Origin of the sequence: Streptomyces sp. NPDC007929, assembly GCF_042959065.1 — a bacterium.
Taxonomy (GTDB): domain Bacteria; phylum Actinomycetota; class Actinomycetes; order Streptomycetales; family Streptomycetaceae; genus Streptomyces.
This window is the reverse complement of record NZ_JBIBKD010000003.1, coordinates 17,760-35,763: the sequence shown is the minus strand read 5'-3', so window position 1 is coordinate 35,763 and position 18,004 is coordinate 17,760. Positions and strand designations below refer to the sequence as shown.

The 18,004-nt window shown below is 71.8% G+C and carries 17 protein-coding genes; 11 read left to right on the top strand and 6 right to left on the bottom strand.

Annotation, left to right across the window (positions count from 1 at the left end; genetic code table 11):
* Window positions 1-19: 19 nt before the first annotated feature.
* Window positions 20-1,282 carry a hypothetical protein gene (locus tag ACFZDE_RS09685; RefSeq protein WP_391199027.1) on the top strand — a complete coding sequence of 421 codons (1,263 nt, stop codon included), beginning with the start codon at window positions 20-22 and terminating at the stop codon, window positions 1,280-1,282.
* A complete protein-coding gene (locus ACFZDE_RS09680) occupies window positions 1,279-2,370 on the top strand; it encodes a methyltransferase domain-containing protein (RefSeq protein ID WP_391199024.1) in 1,092 nt (363 codons plus the stop codon). The genes ACFZDE_RS09685 and ACFZDE_RS09680 overlap by 4 nt, the downstream gene beginning before the upstream one ends.
* A gap of 76 nt (window positions 2,371-2,446) precedes the next feature.
* Here ACFZDE_RS09680 and lysS read toward each other — a convergent pair whose 3' ends face one another.
* On the bottom strand, window positions 2,447-4,213 hold the full coding sequence (gene lysS / locus ACFZDE_RS09675) for a lysine--tRNA ligase (protein WP_391199021.1): 1,767 nt from the start codon (window positions 4,211-4,213) through the stop codon (window positions 2,447-2,449).
* A gap of 148 nt (window positions 4,214-4,361) precedes the next feature.
* Here lysS and argS point away from each other — a divergent pair, with 148 nt between their 5' ends.
* Complete coding sequence (argS, locus tag ACFZDE_RS09670; RefSeq protein ID WP_391199019.1) at window positions 4,362-6,125, top strand: arginine--tRNA ligase; 1,764 nt, start codon at window positions 4,362-4,364, stop codon at window positions 6,123-6,125.
* 60 nt (window positions 6,126-6,185) lie between these two features.
* On the opposite strand, the gene ACFZDE_RS09665 is transcribed toward argS, so the two are convergent.
* Complete coding sequence (locus ACFZDE_RS09665; protein ID WP_391199016.1) at window positions 6,186-6,686, bottom strand: DUF664 domain-containing protein; 501 nt, start codon at window positions 6,684-6,686, stop codon at window positions 6,186-6,188.
* A 95-nt stretch (window positions 6,687-6,781) separates the two neighbouring features.
* On the opposite strand from ACFZDE_RS09665, the gene ACFZDE_RS09660 reads away from it, so the two are divergent.
* On the top strand, window positions 6,782-7,567 hold the full coding sequence (locus ACFZDE_RS09660) for a DUF4253 domain-containing protein (RefSeq protein ID WP_391199014.1): 786 nt from the start codon (window positions 6,782-6,784) through the stop codon (window positions 7,565-7,567).
* Here the strand turns inward: ACFZDE_RS09660 and ACFZDE_RS09655 are convergent.
* Together ACFZDE_RS09655 and ACFZDE_RS09650 are read right to left on the bottom strand one after the other, a co-directional pair.
* Entirely contained in the window at window positions 7,542-8,765 is a 1,224-nt protein-coding gene (locus ACFZDE_RS09655) for an aminotransferase class I/II-fold pyridoxal phosphate-dependent enzyme (protein ID WP_391199011.1), read from the bottom strand. The genes ACFZDE_RS09660 and ACFZDE_RS09655 overlap by 26 nt on opposite strands.
* A 118-nt stretch (window positions 8,766-8,883) precedes the next feature.
* The gene (locus ACFZDE_RS09650) at window positions 8,884-9,786 is read right to left on the bottom strand and encodes an SAM-dependent methyltransferase (RefSeq protein WP_390992470.1); all 903 of its coding nucleotides are present in this window, start codon (window positions 9,784-9,786) and stop codon (window positions 8,884-8,886) included.
* An 86-nt stretch (window positions 9,787-9,872) separates the two neighbouring features.
* Here ACFZDE_RS09650 and ACFZDE_RS09645 point away from each other — a divergent pair, with 86 nt between their 5' ends.
* Window positions 9,873-10,229, top strand: coding sequence for a hypothetical protein (locus tag ACFZDE_RS09645; RefSeq protein WP_390992467.1), 357 nt, complete (start codon window positions 9,873-9,875; stop codon window positions 10,227-10,229).
* 13 nt (window positions 10,230-10,242) lie between these two features.
* Here the strand turns inward: ACFZDE_RS09645 and ACFZDE_RS09640 are convergent, their stop codons facing one another.
* Window positions 10,243-11,646: a helix-turn-helix domain-containing protein gene (locus ACFZDE_RS09640; protein ID WP_391199008.1), complete on the bottom strand. Its 1,404-nt coding sequence runs from the start codon at window positions 11,644-11,646 to the stop codon at window positions 10,243-10,245.
* Between the two features lie 229 nt (window positions 11,647-11,875).
* On the opposite strand from ACFZDE_RS09640, the gene ACFZDE_RS09635 reads away from it, so the two are divergent.
* Window positions 11,876-12,559, top strand: coding sequence for a DUF4232 domain-containing protein (locus ACFZDE_RS09635; RefSeq protein WP_391199005.1), 684 nt, complete (start codon window positions 11,876-11,878; stop codon window positions 12,557-12,559).
* Window positions 12,560-12,567: 8 nt separating this feature from the next.
* Here the strand turns inward: ACFZDE_RS09635 and hemB are convergent, their stop codons facing one another.
* Window positions 12,568-13,566: a porphobilinogen synthase gene (gene hemB, locus ACFZDE_RS09630; protein WP_390992458.1), complete on the bottom strand. Its 999-nt coding sequence runs from the start codon at window positions 13,564-13,566 to the stop codon at window positions 12,568-12,570.
* Window positions 13,567-13,976: 410 nt separating this feature from the next.
* On the opposite strand from hemB, the gene ACFZDE_RS09625 reads away from it, so the two are divergent.
* The 5 genes from ACFZDE_RS09625 to ACFZDE_RS09605 all read left to right on the top strand — a co-directional run bounded on the left by ACFZDE_RS09625 (window position 13,977) and on the right by ACFZDE_RS09605 (window position 18,003).
* On the top strand, window positions 13,977-15,356 hold the full coding sequence (locus ACFZDE_RS09625; RefSeq protein WP_391199002.1) for an FAD-binding protein: 1,380 nt from the start codon (window positions 13,977-13,979) through the stop codon (window positions 15,354-15,356).
* A gap of 430 nt (window positions 15,357-15,786) precedes the next feature.
* Window positions 15,787-16,554 (top strand): hypothetical protein, encoded by a 768-nt coding sequence (locus ACFZDE_RS09620; protein WP_391199000.1) that lies wholly within the window; start codon window positions 15,787-15,789, stop codon window positions 16,552-16,554.
* 10 nt (window positions 16,555-16,564) lie between these two features.
* Window positions 16,565-16,957 (top strand): hypothetical protein, encoded by a 393-nt coding sequence (locus ACFZDE_RS09615; RefSeq protein WP_390992449.1) that lies wholly within the window; start codon window positions 16,565-16,567, stop codon window positions 16,955-16,957.
* A gap of 419 nt (window positions 16,958-17,376) precedes the next feature.
* The gene (locus tag ACFZDE_RS09610; protein ID WP_390992447.1) at window positions 17,377-17,610 is read left to right on the top strand and encodes a hypothetical protein; all 234 of its coding nucleotides are present in this window, start codon (window positions 17,377-17,379) and stop codon (window positions 17,608-17,610) included.
* Window positions 17,611-17,835: 225 nt separating this feature from the next.
* Complete coding sequence (locus ACFZDE_RS09605; protein ID WP_391198997.1) at window positions 17,836-18,003, top strand: hypothetical protein; 168 nt, start codon at window positions 17,836-17,838, stop codon at window positions 18,001-18,003.
* Window position 18,004: the final 1 nt, after the last annotated feature.

The window sequence follows — 18,004 nt, the reverse complement described above, 5'->3', positions numbered from 1 at the left end:
CGTGGAAAGCCCGCCGGACATGGAGAACGTCGAGCGGGCGATCGTCCAACTCGTCTCCATGAAGCTGGAGCACGACCGATGTCGCCGCTCCGGTGCCGCCCTCCAGCTCATCCTGGCCGTGGACCTGCTGTGCTCCATGGAGCGCCCGGCGGTCGAGGAGGCCGCCGCGATCCTCGCCGCGCTGCCGACCGGAATCGCCGACGCCCGGACCGAGGCGATGCGCTCCGCCCTCGGCTTCTGGACCACCGGGGACCTGGTCGCCGCCCGCAACGGCTTCCAGACCCTCGTCGACACGTACCCCGGCGACGCCGTGTCGATCTACGCCGTGCACATGCTGGACTTCTTCCTCGGCGACGCCCCGCACATGCTCGCCACGACGACCGGCTCCCTGGAGGCCTTCGCCCCCGACGACCCGGTCATCGGCTACCTGCACGGCCTGCACGCCTTCGCGCTGGAGGAGAACGGCCTGATCGAGGCGGCGATCGAACGCTGCCGCCTCGCCCTCACGCTGAACGCCGACGACGTCTACGCGATGCACGCGATGGTGCACTGCCTCTACGAGACCGGCCGGCACGAGGAGGGCGCCCGCTACATCCGCGACTACATGCGCGGCCGGGACGCCTCGACCCCCATGCGCATCCACGTCTGGTGGCACTACGCCCTGTTCGAGCTCTACGCGGACAACATCCAGGAAGTGCTGGCCTGTTACCGCATCGGCATCCGCCGCAAGACGTCCCTGCGCTCGGCCGAGGACCTGGACGCCGTGACCCTGCTGTGGCGCCTCGCCCTGATCAGGCCGCAGCTCGACCTCTCCGCCTACTGGCGCTCCCTCTACCAGGACTGGGAGCCGTACCTGGAGGAGAGCTGGTACCTCTTCAACGACTTCCACGCCTACCTCACCTACTGCCAGGTCGGCGAGTACGGCCGCGCCGACGCCCTCCTGGAGGCCGTCCTGGCCCGCGGCAAGGAGGTGCCCGAGGAGATGGTCGACGTCTTCCTCGGCTTTCGCTCCTTCACCACCGGCGACTACGCCGACGCCGCCGACCGGCTGGCCAGGTCCTACCACCGGGCGTTCGCGATGGGCGGCAGCAACGCCCAGCGCGACGTCGTCGAACTCACCGCGATCGAGGCGGCCCTGCGCTGCCGCGACCACGAACTCGCCGAGCACCTGCGCGAGTCCGGCCGGATCTTCCGTCACCGCAGTCCCGTGCTCGACGAGTACGCGGCCCGGCTGGCGGCGCTGCGCACAACCGAACGCCACACACAGGGGGTACTGAAGTGAGCCTTTACCAAGCGATACTCGACGAGAGCGCGCCCGGCGACCTGCCGCTGAGCACGATCAAACTCGCCGACCGGACCACCGTGTGGCAGCTCGACAGCCCCGCCGGCTTCGCCGCCAAGGTGACCCACGGCCGGGCGGCGGTCTTCGTCTGCGAGAAGGCGGCGGCCCTGACCCTCGACGCCCTGAAGGAGAGCTGCGCGCCCTTCGGGGTCGGCGAGGCGGTGGAGTGCTCTGCGTCGCAGTACCTGCTGGCCATCGGGCTGCTCGACGACACCGCGCTGCTGGTGCTGGGCGCGGACGCCGACGTCGCGGCGGCCCCGGTGGAGTTCTCCCCCACCAGCGACGACGTCCGCAGCATCGTCGGCACCCTCGACGACTACTACTACGGCTACGAGGACCGCTACCGGACCGTGTACGAGCACGGCGCCGAGCTGTGGGAGTCGGCCGAGCCGAACGCCTCCCTGCGACAGCTGATGACCGAGCGCCCGGACGTCTTCGACGGGCGGATCATCGACCTGGGCTGCGGCGAGGGCCGCGACTCCCTCTACCTGCTGTCCCAGGGGCACCACGTCGTCTCCGTCGACGTGTCGCACTCGGCGCTGTCCCGCGCCCGCGAGCGGGCCACCGCCGCCGGCCTGGACGCCTCCGGGTTCATGGAGCGCGACATCATCTACCTGCGCGGCTTCGAGGAGGGCGGCTTCGACCTCGCGATGAACATGGGCTGTCTGCACATGCTGGTCGACGAGGAGCAGCGGGCCCGTCACATCTCCCGCGTCCACGACATCCTGCGCCCGGGCGGGCACTTCGTCGTGGACCACTGCGCGAGCGAGTGGGGGAAGGGCTTCTTCTCCATCCCCGACTACGAGGAGGTCTCCGCCGATCTCGTCCCGGGCCGGGTCATCTCCCGCCGGATCCGCGTCGAGGACGGCGAGAAGGACATCGGCCTGGAGGTGCTCCCCTACTCGGAGCGGTCCGGGGACGCCCTCACCGAGGAGATCAGCGGGCACGGCTTCCGGCTGGTGAGCAGCACCCACACCGACACCGAGGCGTTCGGCTCGTCGACGATGCTGCTGTTCCAGAAGGTCTGAGACCGGACAGGTGTCGCAGAAGGTCTGAGACCTGAAACGGAAGGGGGCCCTCACCCGAGGGCCCCCTTCCATCGGCTCAGTCCCCGAGCAGGGTCCGCACCCGGTCCTGCCCCACCGCCAGCAGCAGCGTGGGCAGCCGCGGCCCGGTGTCCCGGCCCACCAGCAGGTGGTACAGCAGCGCGAAGAACGACCGCTGGGCGGTCTTGATCTCCGCCGGCAGCTCCTTCGGCGTGGCGTCGGCGGAGAACCCGGCCTGCACCTTCGGCACGCCGTACACCAGGTGCGTCAGCCCGTCGAGCGACCAGTGGTCGGCCAGCCCGTCGAGCAGCAGCCGCAGCGACTGCCGGGAGGCCTCGTCGAGCGACTTCAGCAGCTCGGCGTCCGGCTCGCCGCGCACGATCGTCCGCTGGTCGGCGGGGACGTGCGTGTTGATCCAGGCCTCGGCCTTGTCGTAGCGCGGGCGGGCCTCGTCGAGCGAGGTCAGCGGCTGCTCGGGGTCCAGCTCGCTGAGGATGCGCAGCGCCTGGTCCTCGTGCCCGGCGGTGATGTCCGCGACGGACGCCAGCGTCCGGTACGGCAGCGGCCGGGGCGTGCGGGGCAGCTCACCGGCGGCCGTGCCCACGGCACGCGCGTGCGCGGCCACGTCGGCCGGCAGGGCGCTGCCGTCGGCGACCTTGGCGTCCAGCCGGTCCCACTCGTCGTAGAGCCGCTGGATCTCCTGGTCGAAGGCGACCTTGAACGACTGGTTGGGCCTGCGGCGCGCGTACAGCCAGCGCAGCAGCTGCGGCTCCATGATCTGCAGGGCGTCGGCCGGGGTGGGCACCCCGCCCTTGGAGGACGACATCTTCGCCATGCCGGAGATGCCGACGAACGCGTACATAGGCCCGATCGGCTGCTTCCCGCCGAAGATCCCGACGATCTGCCCGCCGACCTGGAACGACGACCCCGGGGAGGAGTGGTCGACGCCGGACGGCTCGAACACGACCCCCTCGTACGCCCAGCGCATCGGCCAGTCGACCTTCCAGACCAGCTTGCCGCGGTTGAACTCCTCCAGCCGGACCGTCTCCGAGAAGCCGCACGCGGTGCAGGCGTAGGTCAGCTCGGTGGAGTCGTCGTCGTAGGAGGTGACGGAGGTGAGGTCCTTCTCGCAGTTGCCGCAGTACGGCTTGTACGGGAAGTACCCGGCGGCGGTGGAGCTGCCGTCGTCCTCACCGGCCGCGCCGGAGCCCTCGGCGGCCTCCAGCTCGGCCTCGTCCACCGGCTTCTGCCCCTGCTTCTTCGCCGGGGCCTTCTTCGTGCGGTACTGGTCGAGGATCGCGTCGATGTCGGCGCGGTGCCTGATGGCGTGCAGGATCTGCTCGCGGTACGCACCGGAGGTGTACTGCTCGGTCTGGCTGATCCCGTCGAACTCCACGCCCAGCTCGGCCAGCGACTCGACCATCGCGGCCTTGAAGTGCTCGGCCCAGTTCGGGTGCGAGGAGCCCTTGGGCGCGGGGACGGAGGTCAGCGGCTTGCCGATGTGCTCGGCCCAGGACTCGTCCACGCCCGCGACCCCGGCAGGCACCTTGCGGTACCGGTCGTAGTCGTCCCAGGAGATCAGGTGCCGCACCTGGTGGCCCCGGCGGCGGATCTCGTCGGCGACGAGGTGCGGGGTCATGACCTCGCGCAGGTTCCCCAGGTGGATGGGGCCGGACGGGGACAGACCGGACGCGACGACGACGACCGGAGCGGTAGCGACTGATGTCACTTTGCCCGGGGCCCGGCGCTCCGACTCCTCGATGACCTCATCCGCGAAACGGGAGACCCAGTCGGTGGTCTCGGTGCTCTGAGCCACGATCGGCACGTCCTTCTTTCTGCATCGGGCAGCCGGTACGGTCGCACGGCTGACCGCACCATTGTCCCAGACCCCCTCGCGCCCGGAAAAACGGCTTTACCCCCATGGGATACTGGGCGGGTCCATCGATTTCCCTAGGAGAACGGCACCCTCGCCCATGGCCTCGGTCACGTCCCTCAGCGACTCCGTCCACCAGCGCCTCGCGGCGGCCCTTTCCGCGGCTCTGCCGCAGGCCGGCTCCGCGGACCCGCTGCTGCGACGAAGCGACCGGGCCGACTTCCAGGCCAACGGGATCCTGGCCCTCGCCAAGAAGGAGAAGGCCAACCCGCGCGAGCTGGCCACGCAGGTCGTCTCCGGGGTCGAGCAGGGTGAGCTGATCAAGGACGTCGAGGTCTCCGGCCCCGGCTTCCTCAACATCACCCTCACCGACAGCGCGATCACCGGGAACCTCGCCGCGCGCTACGCGGACGACACCGGCCGCCTCGGCGTGCCGCACGCCGAGCAGCCGGGCACCACGGTCATCGACTACGCCCAGCCGAACGTGGCGAAGGAGATGCACGTCGGGCACCTGCGCTCCGCGGTGATCGGCGACGCGGTGGTGCAGCTGCTGGAGTTCACCGGCGAGAACGTGGTGCGGCGCCACCACATCGGCGACTGGGGCACCCAGTTCGGCATGCTCATCCAGTATCTGGAGGAGCACCCGCACGAGCTGGACCACAAGGCCGACGAGGCCTCCGGCGAAGAGGCGATGTCGAATCTGGACCGTCTCTACAAGGCCGCTCGGGGGCTCTTCGACTCCGACGAGGAGTTCAAGACCCGTGCCCGGCGCCGGGTGGTGGACCTCCAGGCGGGCGAGCCGCGGACGCTGGCCACATGGCAGAAGTTCGTCGACGAGTCGAAGATCTACTTCTTCTCCGTCTTCGAGAAGCTGGACATGGAGATCCGCGACGCGGACATCGTCGGCGAGTCCGGTTACAACGACATGCTCGCCGAGACCTGCCGCCTGCTGGAGGAGTCGGGCGTCGCGGTCCGCTCCGAGGGCGCCCTGTGCGTCTTCTTCGACGACATCAAGGGCCCGGACGGCAACCCGGTCCCGCTGATCGTGCAGAAGTCGGACGGCGGCTACGGCTACGCGGCCACGGACCTCTCCGCGATCCGCGACCGCGTCTTCAACCTCAAGGCCGACAGCATCATCTACGTGGTCGACGCCCGTCAGTCGCTCCACTTCAAGATGGTCTTCGAGACGGCGCGCAGGGCGGGCTGGCTGGGCGACGATGTGAAGGCCCACCAGCTGGCCTTCGGCACGGTCCTCGGCAAGGACGGCAAGCCCTTCAAGACCCGTGAGGGCGAGACGGTCCGCCTGGTCGACCTCCTCGACGAGGCGATCGACCGTGCCTCGGCGGTCGTCCGCGAGAAGGCCCAGGACCTCTCCGAGGCGGAGATCGCCGAGCGCGGCACCCAGGTGGGCGTCGGCGCGGTGAAGTACGCCGACCTGTCGACGTCGGCCAACCGCGACTACAAGTTCGACCTGGACCAGATGGTCTCGCTCAACGGCGACACCTCCGTCTACCTCCAGTACGCCTACGCCCGTATCCAGTCGATCCTGCGCAAGGCCGGTGAGGCCCGCCCGGTCGCGCACCCCGAGCTGGAGCTGCACGAGGCGGAGCGCGCGCTGGGCCTGCACGCGGACTCGTTCGCGGCGACGGTGGCGGAGGCGGCCACGGAGTACGCCCCGCACAAGCTGGCGGCGTATCTGTACCAGCTGGCGTCGCTGTACACGACGTTCTACGACAAGTGCCCGGTCCTCAAGGCCGAGACGCCCGAGCAGGTCGAGAACCGCCTGTTCCTCTGCGACATCACGGCCCGTACGCTCCACCGGGGCATGGCCCTGCTGGGCATCCGGACGCCCGAGCGGCTCTGAACCCTGCCCCTGACGACAGGCCGAGGGCGGCACTCCCCCAGGGGGTGCCGCCCTCGGGCGTCAGCGCTGTGCCGTGGTGTTCGCGCCGTCCAGGGTCTCCCTGAGGAGGTCCGCGTGCCCGGCGTGCTGGGCGGTCTCCCGGATCAGGTGCAGCAGGACGCGGCGCGCGGACCAGAACTCGGGCTCCGGCGGGGACCAGGGCGTCTTCGGCAGGGGCACGCTGACGTCCAGGTCCGGCAGTGCGGCCACGGCGTCCTCGGTGGCCCGGGCGGCCGACGCGTAGCGCTCCAGCAGCGCGGGGAGCGTGTCGCCCTCGGCCATGCGGTACTGCGCCATGTCGAGCATGCCGTCGGGCAGTTCACCGTCGCGCTCGGACATGATCCGGGCCCACGTCTCCTCGCCGGTGGCGAGGTGCTTGACGATGCCTCCCAGGGTCAGCTCGCTCACCGTCGTGCGTTGCCCGGCCTGTGCGTCGGTGAGTCCGCGCACGGTGATCAGCAGCAGCGCGCGCTGCTCCGCGAACGCGGCGAGCAGGTCGGTCTTCTCGGCGGAAGTGGTCATGTCCCGACCGTAGGGAGGAAATAGGCCAGTTGCTGTCCGCTACGGCGGTCGTCGGCCGAGGCGGATTGTCAGTGCCCGGCTCTACAGTCACCACCATGGCGACTCTTCCCAACCCCCTGCCGAAGCTGGCGGCGGACCCGAGCGGCGGCTCGCTCGGGCTCCGGCTCCCCGCCGGGACGCTCCTCGACACCACCGACGAGGGCCCCTGGCACGAGCCGTTGCTGTGGTACGCCGGTGAGCGGGCCGTCCCGGGCGGCTGGGCGGCGCTGGAGCCGGCTCGTCGTGCGGGGCTGCTGCCGGTCGTCCTGGAGACGGGTGACGGCCATGGCGGCCCGGAGCACTGGGAGTTGATGCCGGGCGAGGTGTCCTACCCGGGGGACCACGACGCCGAGGAGGTCCTGGCGGAGCACTGGGAAGAGCACGCCGCGCAGGGCGAGCCCTGGCCCGGGCCGGCCGGTGCCGTTCCCGTGGCGGAGGACCCGGACACCGTCGCGGCCGACGCCGTGGACGCCCTGCTGGGCGACGGCGGCCCTCTCAAGGACCCCCGCCTCGCCCTCGTCCCGGCCCGCCGCAGCGCGGACGTCCCGACGGCGATCGGCTGGACGGGTCCGGCGAACCACGAGGGCGACACCGCCCGGCTCAGCGCGGTGCTCCGCTCCTGGGAGGACCGCTTCGGCATACGCGTCGTGGCCCTCGGCTTCGACCACCTGCTGCTCTCCGTGGCCGCTCCGCCCACCACGCGGGCCGCCGCGGACGCCGTCGCCGCCGAACACCTCGCGTTCTGCCCGGACAACCTCCACCAGGGCCCGCACCCCACCCTCCCGGCCTACGCCGAGCACCAGGTCCTCAACCGGCCTACGTGGCAGTTCTGGTGGGACTGAGCCCCTCCCCCAGCCGGTGCAGCCCCTCGGTGATCTCCTCGGGCGTCTGCGTCACGAAGCACAGCCGCAGGGTGGCCCGGTCGGGCGTGCCCGCGTAGAAGGGGGCGCCCGGGACGTAGGCCACGTTCCGCCGGACCACCTGCGGCAGCAGGGCCGTGGTGTCGTACGGCTCCGGCAGGCGCGCCCAGAGGAACATGCCGCCCTCGGGGCGCTGCCAGACCGACCCCTCGGGCAGCGCCTCGGCCAGTCCGGAGAGCATCGCGTCGCGGCGTTCGCGGTACACGCCGGCGACGCGGGCGACATGGGCGTCCAGGTCGTTGTCGGTGAGGTAGCGGGCCGCGGCGAGCTGGTTGACGGTCGGGGTGTGCAGGTCGGCGGCCTGCTTGGCGACGGCGCAGGCCCGCCGCAGCTCCCCGGGCGCCCGCAGCCAGCCCAGCCGCAGCCCGGGCGCCATGACCTTGGAGAAGCTGCCGAGCAGCACCGTCCGGTCCTCGGCGCCCGGGTGGGCGGCGATCCACGGCACGCGCTCGCCGTCGTAGCGCAACTCCCCGTACGGGTCGTCCTCGACGATCCACAGACCGCGTCGGGCGGCGAGGGCGGCCACGGCGGCGCGCCGTTCGGCGGGCAGGGTTCGCCCGGTGGGGTTCTGGAAGGTCGGCACGGTGTAGAGCAGCTTGGGCCGCTCCCGCACGACGAGTTCTTCCAGTGCCCTGGGGTCGACGCCGTGTTCGTCGCCGGGCACCGCCACGATCCGGGCCCCGGCGAAGCCGAAGGCCTGGAGCGCGGCCAGATAGCAGGGGTTCTCGACGAGGACGGTGTCCCCGGGTTCGAGGAGCGCGGTGGCCAGGAGCGAAAGGGCCTGCTGGGAGCCGGTGGTGACGAGCAGGTCGTCGGGGCCGGTCGGCAGTCCGCGCGCGGTGGTCCGGGCGGCGAGCGCGTCCCGCAGGGCGGGTTCGCCCTCGGTGGTGGAGTACTGCAACGCCCGCGCGGGCGCCTCGGCGAGCACGGCCTCGTACGCGGCGGCGATGCCCTGGGCGTCGAACAGCTCCGGTGCCGGGAGCCCGCCCGCGAAGTTGATCACCTCGGGGCGGGCGGTGACGGCGAGGATGTCCCGTACGGGGGAGCCGCCGACGGCCCGCGCCCGCGCGGCCAGCGGCGGCACGGGCGCGTGGGTGGGCAGGGGCTCGGCGACGGTCATGACGGGGCTCCTTCGGCTGCGGTGACGCCTGGTGCCCCGCAGCCTAAGGAAGTACGTGCCGCCTACAAGCAGGTTTCCGGGATCCGGACGCCGGGCCGGTCGCCCGCGCTGCCGTGGCTCACGCCTTGACGCCGATCGCCGCGTACACGTTGATGTCCGCGTCCGTCACGTCGTTGATGTCGTGGTAGCGCACCTTCTCGATCTCCTCCAGACCGGCGAGGTAGGACGCCTCCGGCCGCTCGGGGACGGGGGCGGCGTGGTCGGGCCGCCAGCGGTGCGCCGGGACGACCCCCGGGTCGGCGATCCCCAGCCCGTTGTCCGTGAAGAACCGCTCGACCTCGGCCCGGGACCGCAGCACGAAGGTGAACCCGCGCTCGGTGTAGGTCCGCTGGACCGCGCGGATGTTCTCGGGGTTGAGGTCCTCGGTGAGGTGGCTCAGCACCAGCCTGCTGCCGGCGGGCAGCGCGTCGAGCAGCCCGCTCACCAGGGGGTAGGCCTCCTCGTCCGCGACGAAGTGCAGGACCGCGACCAGGCAGAGCGCGACCGGCTGGTCGAAGTCCAGGGTCTTGGCGGCCTGTTCGAGGATGCGGGCCGGGTCGCGCAGGTCGGCGTCGATGTAGTCCGTACGCCCCTCGGGGCCGCTCGTGAGCAGGGCGCGCGCGTGCGCGAGCACCACCGGGTCGTTGTCGACGTACACCACCCGCGACTCCGGCGTGATCCGCTGCGCGATCTGGTGCACGTTCTCGGCGGTGGGCAGCCCGGTCCCGATGTCCAGGAACTGCCGGATGCCGTCCTGCTCGACGAGCGTGGTCACCGCACGCCGGAGGAAGTCACGGTTGTGCCGGACGTCGAGGTACCCGCGCGGATTGGCGGCCAGCGCGGCGGCTGCCGCGTCCAGGTCGGCGGGGTAGTGGTCCTTGCCCCCGAGGAAGACGTCGTAGACCCGGGCCGGGTGCGCCTTGCTGCTGTCGATCCTCCCCTGCACCTCGGCGGGATCCTGGCTGAGGGCGTCACCGGACATGGACGTCTCCCTGAAGAGTATGTAGTTCAATCAAAAACCACTACGACGGTCAACAACCTAACGGTTCAACTGATTTGATGGTGCCCGTGCAGAACGACAGCCGAGCCACGACGACCCTCTGGCGCCCCACCGGCCCCAAGGAGCTGGACCTGGTCCGGGACCTCGACTGGCGCGCCTGGCCGCCCCGGCTCCCCGAGCAGCCGATCTTCTACCCGGTCCTCGACGAGGACTACGCCGTCAAGATCGCCCGCGACTGGAACGTCAAGCACGACGGCGCCGGTTTCGTCACCCGCTTCGAGGTCGACACCGAGTTCCTGACCCGCTACCCGGTCCAGCAGGCCGGCGGCCGCACCATCCTGGAGCTGTGGGTCCCGGCCGAGGAACTCGACGAGTTCAACGCCCACATCGTCGGAAGGATCGAGCTGGTCCACGAGTTCCACTGAGCCGCCCGGGCGACTACCGCGTGGTCCCCTCCTTGACCCACTTCTCGCCGCCCAGCGGGAACTCGTACGCCGGGCGCCCGTTGTTGCCGCTCGTACGGAAGGGCCGGCCGTGGTCGTCCACGGTCAGCGTGCCCTTCCGATCGCCGCTGGACCAGGTCAGCTCCAGGTACCAACTGACGTCGTACGCGGAGGCGTCGGCCCGGATGTAGTAGACCTCCGGGTCGCTCTCACTCACCTTGAAGGGGAAGTCCGCGTGCCCCGCCTCGGGCACGACACCCGGGCGCGCGGCGTCGAGGGCGACGGTGAAGAAGCGGGTCGGCACGCCACCACCGCAGCCGACACCGGGATACCCCATGGCGTAGTCGTTCCAGGCGAGCGGCGACCGCTTGCCGGCCATACGGACGGTCAGCCCCTCGACGACCACGGTCTCCCGGCCCGTTCCCTGCACCGTCAGCTTCAGGAACTGCTCCCCCGACGGCACCGCCCCGTTCGCCGCCACCCAGCCAGGCGCGTCCTGCTCCAGCGGCGGCGGCCCGACCCGCCCCGGCGGCAGATCGATCAAGTAGCGCTGGGAGCAGGGATCTTCCCAGGCGTGCGGCTGGGTGCTCACGGTGAGGGGGGCGGAGGCGGGGGCGGTGTCCTGCCCGGTTCCGCCGGTTCCGGTTCCGGTGCCGGTGCCGGGTGAGGCCGGGGCGGAGGGCGAGGAAGCGGGCCCCTTCCCGTCCTCGCCCTTGCCGTCCTTGCCCTTCCCGTCCTTGGGTCTGTCCTTGTCCTCGCCGCCCGGTGACGACGAACCGGCCGAGGGCGACACGGACGCCGCCGAGCCCTTTCCGTCCTGCCCGCCGATACCGCCGGAGGCCGCCACACCGCGCCGCCCCTCGTCGTCCGACCCACCGGAGGGAACGGCCACGGCGAGACCGACCGCGCCCAGCACCACCGCCGCGGCGACCCCGACGAGCAGGGCCCGCCGGGGGCGGGGGCGGGGGTGCGTCGCGGGCTCCGGGGGTGCGGGGACGCCGGCCTCCGATGAGGCCGCCTCAGCATCTGCCGCTGGCGCTGCCTCTGCGTCTGGCGCTGCCTCCGCGTCTGGCTCTGTCTCTGCGTCTGGCGCTGCCTCCGCCTCCGTCGAGGAAGGTGCGCTCCCCGCTCCCCCACTGCCCTTACGCACCCGCCCCGCGTCCGCCAGCACCCACCGCCGGTGCAGTTCGACGAGCTCCTGCGGCGACGCCTTGCACAGCCGGGCGAGCCGCTCCACGGGCGCGTAATCGGTCGGCACGGCATCGCCGTTGCAGTACCTGTGCAGCGTCGACGTACTCATGTGCAGCCGCTTGGCGAGCACCCCGTAGCTCAGCCCCGAGCGCTCCTTCAACTCCCCCAGCAGGGCGGCGAATGCCCCCGCCGTCGTGCCCTCCGACACCGCTCCTCCATGCCCCGTGTCCCGTTCCCCCGTTCCAGGGAATGACTGTTCTCCCTGGTCACAGCGCGTGCGGGCGTTCCAACGTCCCTGATCCCCCGCCGGGTCTGGCGGCCGGGACGGACCCCCGCACAAGCTCTGGTCATCCAAGCACGCCGTTCCCGGCCCGCCGGAGGCGCGACCCGCCCGGCCCCGCTTCCGCACCGCCTTTGTCCGAAAGGAACCGCACGACATGCGCAAGTACCACGCCCTCCCCGCAGTTCTCCTGGCCGCCCTGACCCTGACGGCCTGCCAGGACGGCACGGGCACGAAGGACGAAGGCGCGGCGCGGTCCGACCCCGCCTCGGCGACCGTCACGGCGACGCCCACCGAGGGAGCCGCGGCCACCGGGGGCACCAAGGACGACAAGGGAAGCAAGGACGACAAGGGAAGCAAGAACGAAGCGGCAACCAAGACCGAGGAGTCCGCGAAGGGAGGCGCCACGGCGGCCCGTGTCTCCTGCAACGGCTCCAACACCACCGTCACCGCCCAGCCGGTCCGCCGCCCCCTCAACCACATGCTGCTCACGGTGAAGAACACCGGCTCGAAGATGTGCGACCTGACCTACTACCCGGTGCTGCGCTTCGACGAGATGCAGTGGGTGCCGCGGCCGGTCGAGGACTCCAAGCCGCAGGCGGTGGTGACCCTGGCCCCCGGCGAGTCCGGCTACGCGGGTATCGCGCTGTCGGCGGCCGACGGCAGCGGCGAGGCGGGCACGACCGGCCGCAAGCTCACGGTCGCCTTCCAGGGCCGCACGCCCCACAGCGACGGCGGCCCCTCGGCGCTCCCGGCTCTGCCGGCCAAGGGCGTGTACTACGACAGCACGCTCAAGGTCACGTACTGGCTGCGCGACATGGACGACGCGCTGTCCTACTGATCCTCGACCTACTGATTCTTGAGCTTCTGGGCCACTTCGGTGGCCCAGTAGGTGAGGATGCTGCGCGCACCGGCCCGCCGGATGCCGGTCAGGGCCTCCATGATCGCGCGGTCCCGGTCGATCCAGCCCTTCTCGGCGGCGGCCTCGATCATCGAGTACTCGCCGGAGATCTGGTAGGCGGCGACCGGCACGTCGACGGCGTCCGCGACCCGGGCGAGGATGTCCAGGTAGGGCCCGGCCGGCTTGACCATCACCATGTCGGCGCCCTCCTCCAGGTCGAGGGCGAGCTCGCGCAGCGACTCACGCACGTTGGCCGGGTCCTGCTGGTAGGTCTTCCGGTCCCCGCGCAGGGAGGAGCCGACGGCTTCCCGGAAGGGGCCGTAGAAGGCGGAGGCGTACTTCACGGTGTAGGCGAGGATGGCGACGTCCTCCCGGCCGATCTGATCGAGGGCGTCGCGGATGACCCCGACCTGCCCGTCCATCATCCCGCTGGGCCCGACGACATGGGCACCGGCGTCGGCCTGCACCTGGGCCATCTCGGCGTACCGCTCCAGGGTCGCGTCGTTGTCGACCCGGCCCTGCTCGTCGAGGACGCCGCAGTGCCCGTGGTCGGTGGTCTCGTCGAGGCACAGGTCGGACATGACGAGCAGGTCGTCGCCGACCTCGGCCCGCACGTCCCGCAGGGCGACCTGGAGGATCCCGTCCGGGTCGGTGCCGGGCGTCCCGAGCGCGTCCTTCTTCGACTCCTCCGGCACGCCGAACAGCATGATCCCGGAGATCCCCGCCGCGACCGCCTCCGCGGCGGCCTTCTTCAGACTGTCCCGGGTGTGCTGCACGACCCCCGGCATGGCGGTGATCGGCACGGGCTCGCTGACGCCCTCCCGCACGAAGGCCGGGAGAATGAGATCGGCGGGGTGCAACCGGGTCTCGGCGACCATCCGACGCATCACGGGATTGGTCCGCAACCGCCGCGGCCGAGTACCGGGAAATGATCCATACGACGTCATGCCCCCACGCTACGCCCACCCCAAACCCCCCGATACCAACACCCTGTCGGCCCGCCGCCCCACCCCGCTGCGGGCATGCGTGCCGCTAAGGACGGCACGGGCAGGCGCAGCGACACCCCACCCACCCAGCTGCGGGCATGCGTGCCGCTAAGGGCGGCACGGGTGGGCGCAGCGGCACCCCGTTCCGCCGGGCTGCGAAACCCCCCGCCCCCAGCACCAACGCCCCGACACCCCGCTCCCCCAGCCGCGAACCCACCCACCCCCAGCCCCACCCCGAGCACCCGCAAACCCACCGCCCCGCAATGCGCCCGACACCCCCCAGGTCCATCCTGAAACAGCACGACAACAAACCCCGACGGCAGCCAAACCCCCGCCGCCGTCCCTCCGTACCCACCCCCACGGAGGACGCGATGACCGCCCCCCACCACACCCCCGACCTCTTCGCCCTCTCAGAGATCACCGGCCCCGTCCTACGCCCCGGCGACCCCGCCTACGCCGACGAAGTCACCGGCTTCAACCTGGCCTCCCTGCACACCCCCGAGATCGCCATAGGCGCCACCGGCCCCGACGACATCGTCACCGCCCTGCGCTGGGCCCACGCCACCCACACCCCCGTCGCCGTCCAGGCCACCGGCCACGGCGCCAACTTCCCCATCGAACAGGGCCTGCTGATCAACACGTCCCGCATGACGGACGTCCACGTCGACCCCACCACCCGCACCGCCACCGTCGCCGCCGGCGCGAAGTGGAGCCACGTCCTGGCCGCGACCACCCCGCACGGCCTGGCAGGACTCTGCGGCACCTCCACCGACGCGGGCGTCACCGGCTACATCCTCGGCGGCGGACTCCCCGTCCTCGGCCGGGCCTACGGCTACGCCGCCGACCTGGTCCGTTCCTTCCAGGTCGTCACCCCCGACGGCCACCTGCGCGAGACGGACCCCCAGCACGAACCGGAACTGTTCTGGGCGCTGCGCGGCGGCAAGGGCAACGTGGGCGTCGTCACCTCGCTGGTCACCGAACTGCTGCCCCTGCCCCGGCTCTACGGCGGCGCCATCCACTGCCACGCCGAGCACACCGAGACCCTGCTGCGGACCTGGACGGACTGGACCCGCACGGTCCCGGACGAGATGTGCAGCATGTTCTCGGTGCTGCGGCTGCCGCCGATCCCGCAGATCCCGGAGCCCCTGCGCGGCGGCTTCTGGGCCCGGGTCGCGATCGCGTGGCCGGGCGACCCGGCCGAGGGCGAGGCCCTGATCGCACCGCTGAGGGCAGCCGCCCCCGTGGCCGTCGACCTGGTCGGCGAGCTGCCGTACGCGGACCTGGACAGCATCCACATGGAGCCCCAGGACCCGCTCCCGGCACGCGAGTGCTGCATGCTGCTGCGCGACCTGGACGCCGACGCCCTGGACACGTTCCTGGAGCAGGTCGGCCCCGGAGCAGGCGCCGACCACCCGCTCCTGGTGGCCTCCCTGCGGCACATGGGCGGCGCGCTGTCCCGCCCGTCCGCCGTCGAGGACGCCGTCTGCTCCCGGGACGCCGGCTACTTCATGGAGTCGGTCGGCATCATGCCCGCCCCACCCGTGGCCGAGGCCGTCGAGCAGGCGACGCGCCGCCTCTACGGGGCCATGGCCCCGTACGGAACGGGCCGCACCATGGTCAACATCCACGGCACCCCGGGCGACGAGCAGGACCGCGCCCGCGCCTGGACCCCGGAGGTCTACGCCCGCCTGCGCCACGACAAGTCCGTCTACGACCCGGACAACCTCCTGCGCTTCGGCCACACGGTCTGAGCACCCTCCTCCCCCGGAGCGATCACGCCACCGGGGGAGTCACACCGTGCACCGCGCCGCCGTGACGGCCGGGGGCGACCACATCCGCTGGGCCGAGCGGGCGGTCCGGGGTCCGGTACGTGTGCATGTCGACGGCCTGGGCGCCATTTGACCCGCCTGCCCCCGCGGACCGCCGTCCGCCCGCCTCACGCGGACCGCCGTCCGCCCTCTCCTCACGGACCGCCGCCGGCTGCTCGTCGACTTGCCCGGTCTCGGCCACAGCGACCGCGCCGTCTCCTTCGCCTGCGCCCTCGCAGCGGCACCGCCGCGCCCTGAAGAAGGCTCTGATTTTGCTCAAGATCCTTTACGTGGCTACCGGCCGGTAGCTACGTTCGTACCGACCACGGAGGTGGATATCACCTCTCAACTGAATAAGCAGGGGGAATCTGGCATGACTGCCGGAATCAGCAAGTACACCGCGCGACACGGTGCCACCCGGCGCACCAGCGCCATGATCGTCGCCGCCGTCACCGCAGGCGCCCTCTTCGCCACTGCCACCGGCGCCCAAGCCGCGGACCCCGCGCCACAGCCGACCGCGACGGCGAGCAGTACCTCGGCCGTCGACGTCCCGGAGTTCACCGTGGCGGAGCAGGCACAGGGTGCGGCGCTCGCCGAGGGGATAGCCGAACTCGGCGTGACTGAGGACCAGTTCGCCGCCGCCCTGGAGGTGGCCCTGACCAGGCCTGCTCCGGATGCCGAGGCCCTGCGCACGCGCCTCGCCGCGCTCCCGGCGCAGCCGACCGCCGAACAGCTCGCGCAGGCCGCCTATCCCGGGGACGGCGAGGCCCAGGCCGCACTGCTGCCCGTCTTCGCCAAGGAGGAGGTACGCACCGCCGCGCTGGCCCAGCTCGCCCCCACGTCCGCCGCTCCCACCCCCGGCGGAAAGAAGCCGATGATGGCGGCGATGGGGTGGTGGGACCAGACGAAGTTCGTCGTCAAGTGCAGTGCCGCCGTCGCCGCCGTCCTGATCAGCTTCGCGCCGGCCGGTTCCAGTATCAAGGTCGCCCGTGCGGTGGCGCTGTTCAAGAGGTACGGCGCGAAGAAGACGGCGAACATCATCTGGCGCTTCGTCAACGGCAAGCGTGTCGGTTCGAAGGAGCGCGAGGCCGTGAAGGCGTTCATCGGCATCTCCGCCATCTCCTCCGCCTGCAGCAAGTGAGGTGAGTGCATTGACGATCGAGCATATCGCCGTGATCGCCCTGGCGGTCGAGGTGATGATCATGGTGCTGGCGCGGGTCGGCACCGAGCGGCGCCACTGGAACCACGCCAAGGGGCACGGTCCCGCTCCGCTGAAGAGGGACGACATCACGCTGGCCTCGGGGACGCTGTACGCGATCGCCGCGGCCGCGATGGTCGCGGGTGCGTTCGCCGCGCCGGTCGAGCTGACCCTCAAGGCGGTCGGTACGTTCGCACTGTTCGGCGTCCTGCTCCCGGCGTTCGCCGCGAACGCCGTGCTCGTGCTGATGACCCGGGGCAACCCCGGAGCGGTCACCGCGGGCCGACGCGGACTCGCCTTCGCGGTCGCCGCGGGCGGCGGCTTCCTGTCGGCGGGCCTGGTCTGACGATCCGGCCCTCAGGAACGGGTCCCGGTGGCTGCCACCGGGACCCGTTCCCGTCACACCGGGCCGTCGAGGACATGGAGAGGGCGTCTTCAGGTCAACGGGGGGCTGAGTAGCGGCGGCCGGGGCGCCTGGTCTCAGTGGCTCCGGCCGGGTCGCCGGGAAATGGAGTACGCGGCCCTGGACCGCATCCACATGGAACCCCAGGACCCGCGCCCGGCCCGCGAGTCCTGCATGCTCCTGCACGTCCTGCCCCCCGAGGCCGTCGACACCTTCCTTGCGCGGGTCGGCCCCGCGGCCGGCGCCGAGCACCCCCTCCTCGTGGCCTCCCTGCGGCACACGGGCGGCGCACTGTCCCGCCCGCCGTCGAGGACGCCGTCTGCTCCCGCGACGCCCGCTATTTCATGGAGTCGGTCGGCATCATGCCCGCCCCACCCGTGGCCGAGGCCGTCGAGCAGGCGACCCGCCGCCTCCACACGGCCATGGCCCCGTACGGAACGGGCCGCACCATGGTCAACATCCACGGCACCCCGGGCGACGAGCAGGACCGCGCCCGCGCCTGGACCCCGGAGGTCTACGCCCGCCTCCGCCACGACAACCCCACCTACGACCCGGACAACCTCTCGCGCTACGGCCACACGGTGACTCCCGCGTAGCCGCAGCCGGTTTCAGGCAGCGCGAGGTACGCCGACCGCTGTCGGCGGCTCCGATCCGGATCCGGACCGGCAGTCACGGCATCGACCGGCGTGTGGGGCACGGAAGGCGCGTTCGCAGCCGTCGCACGTCTGGAAGGGGTGGAGGCGACTGCGGGCTGTACCGGCGTGCGTGGACGCGGCCGGAGGGCTCGCGGGCAGAGCCGGTGGCAGCAGGTGCTCAAGGCGGTGGGCGAGCACACCGGCGGGGTGCCGCATGTCATCGGGGAGGTCGGCGGTCAGGACGCGGTGGACGACAGCCGCCGTGGCACCGCCCTCGAACCAGGCCGCGACGGCGGGAGCGAGCCGCTCCACCTGCCGCCGGGAGAGGGTGAGGCGGTCGTCGGTGCGGCGTAGC

Bases quoted from the DNA above. Each gene is read 5' to 3' on its own strand.
- ACFZDE_RS09685 (WP_391199027.1), top strand. From the start codon at position 20: ATGGAGAACGTCGAGCGGGCGATCGTCCAACTCGTCTCCATGAAGCTG.
- hemB (WP_390992458.1), bottom strand. From the start codon at position 13,566: ATGACGTCGTATGGATCATTTCCCGGTACTCGGCCGCGGCGGTTGCGG.
- argS (WP_391199019.1), top strand. From the start codon at position 4,362: ATGGCCTCGGTCACGTCCCTCAGCGACTCCGTCCACCAGCGCCTCGCG.
- ACFZDE_RS09625 (WP_391199002.1), top strand. From the start codon at position 13,977: ATGACCGCCCCCCACCACACCCCCGACCTCTTCGCCCTCTCAGAGATC.
- ACFZDE_RS09660 (WP_391199014.1), top strand. From the start codon at position 6,782: ATGGCGACTCTTCCCAACCCCCTGCCGAAGCTGGCGGCGGACCCGAGC.
- ACFZDE_RS09650 (WP_390992470.1), bottom strand. From the start codon at position 9,786: ATGTCCGGTGACGCCCTCAGCCAGGATCCCGCCGAGGTGCAGGGGAGG.
- ACFZDE_RS09665 (WP_391199016.1), bottom strand. From the start codon at position 6,686: ATGACCACTTCCGCCGAGAAGACCGACCTGCTCGCCGCGTTCGCGGAG.
- ACFZDE_RS09655 (WP_391199011.1), bottom strand. From the start codon at position 8,765: ATGACCGTCGCCGAGCCCCTGCCCACCCACGCGCCCGTGCCGCCGCTG.
- ACFZDE_RS09620 (WP_391199000.1), top strand. From the start codon at position 15,787: ATGACTGCCGGAATCAGCAAGTACACCGCGCGACACGGTGCCACCCGG.
- ACFZDE_RS09635 (WP_391199005.1), top strand. From the start codon at position 11,876: ATGCGCAAGTACCACGCCCTCCCCGCAGTTCTCCTGGCCGCCCTGACC.
- ACFZDE_RS09610 (WP_390992447.1), top strand. From the start codon at position 17,377: ATGCCCGCCCCACCCGTGGCCGAGGCCGTCGAGCAGGCGACCCGCCGC.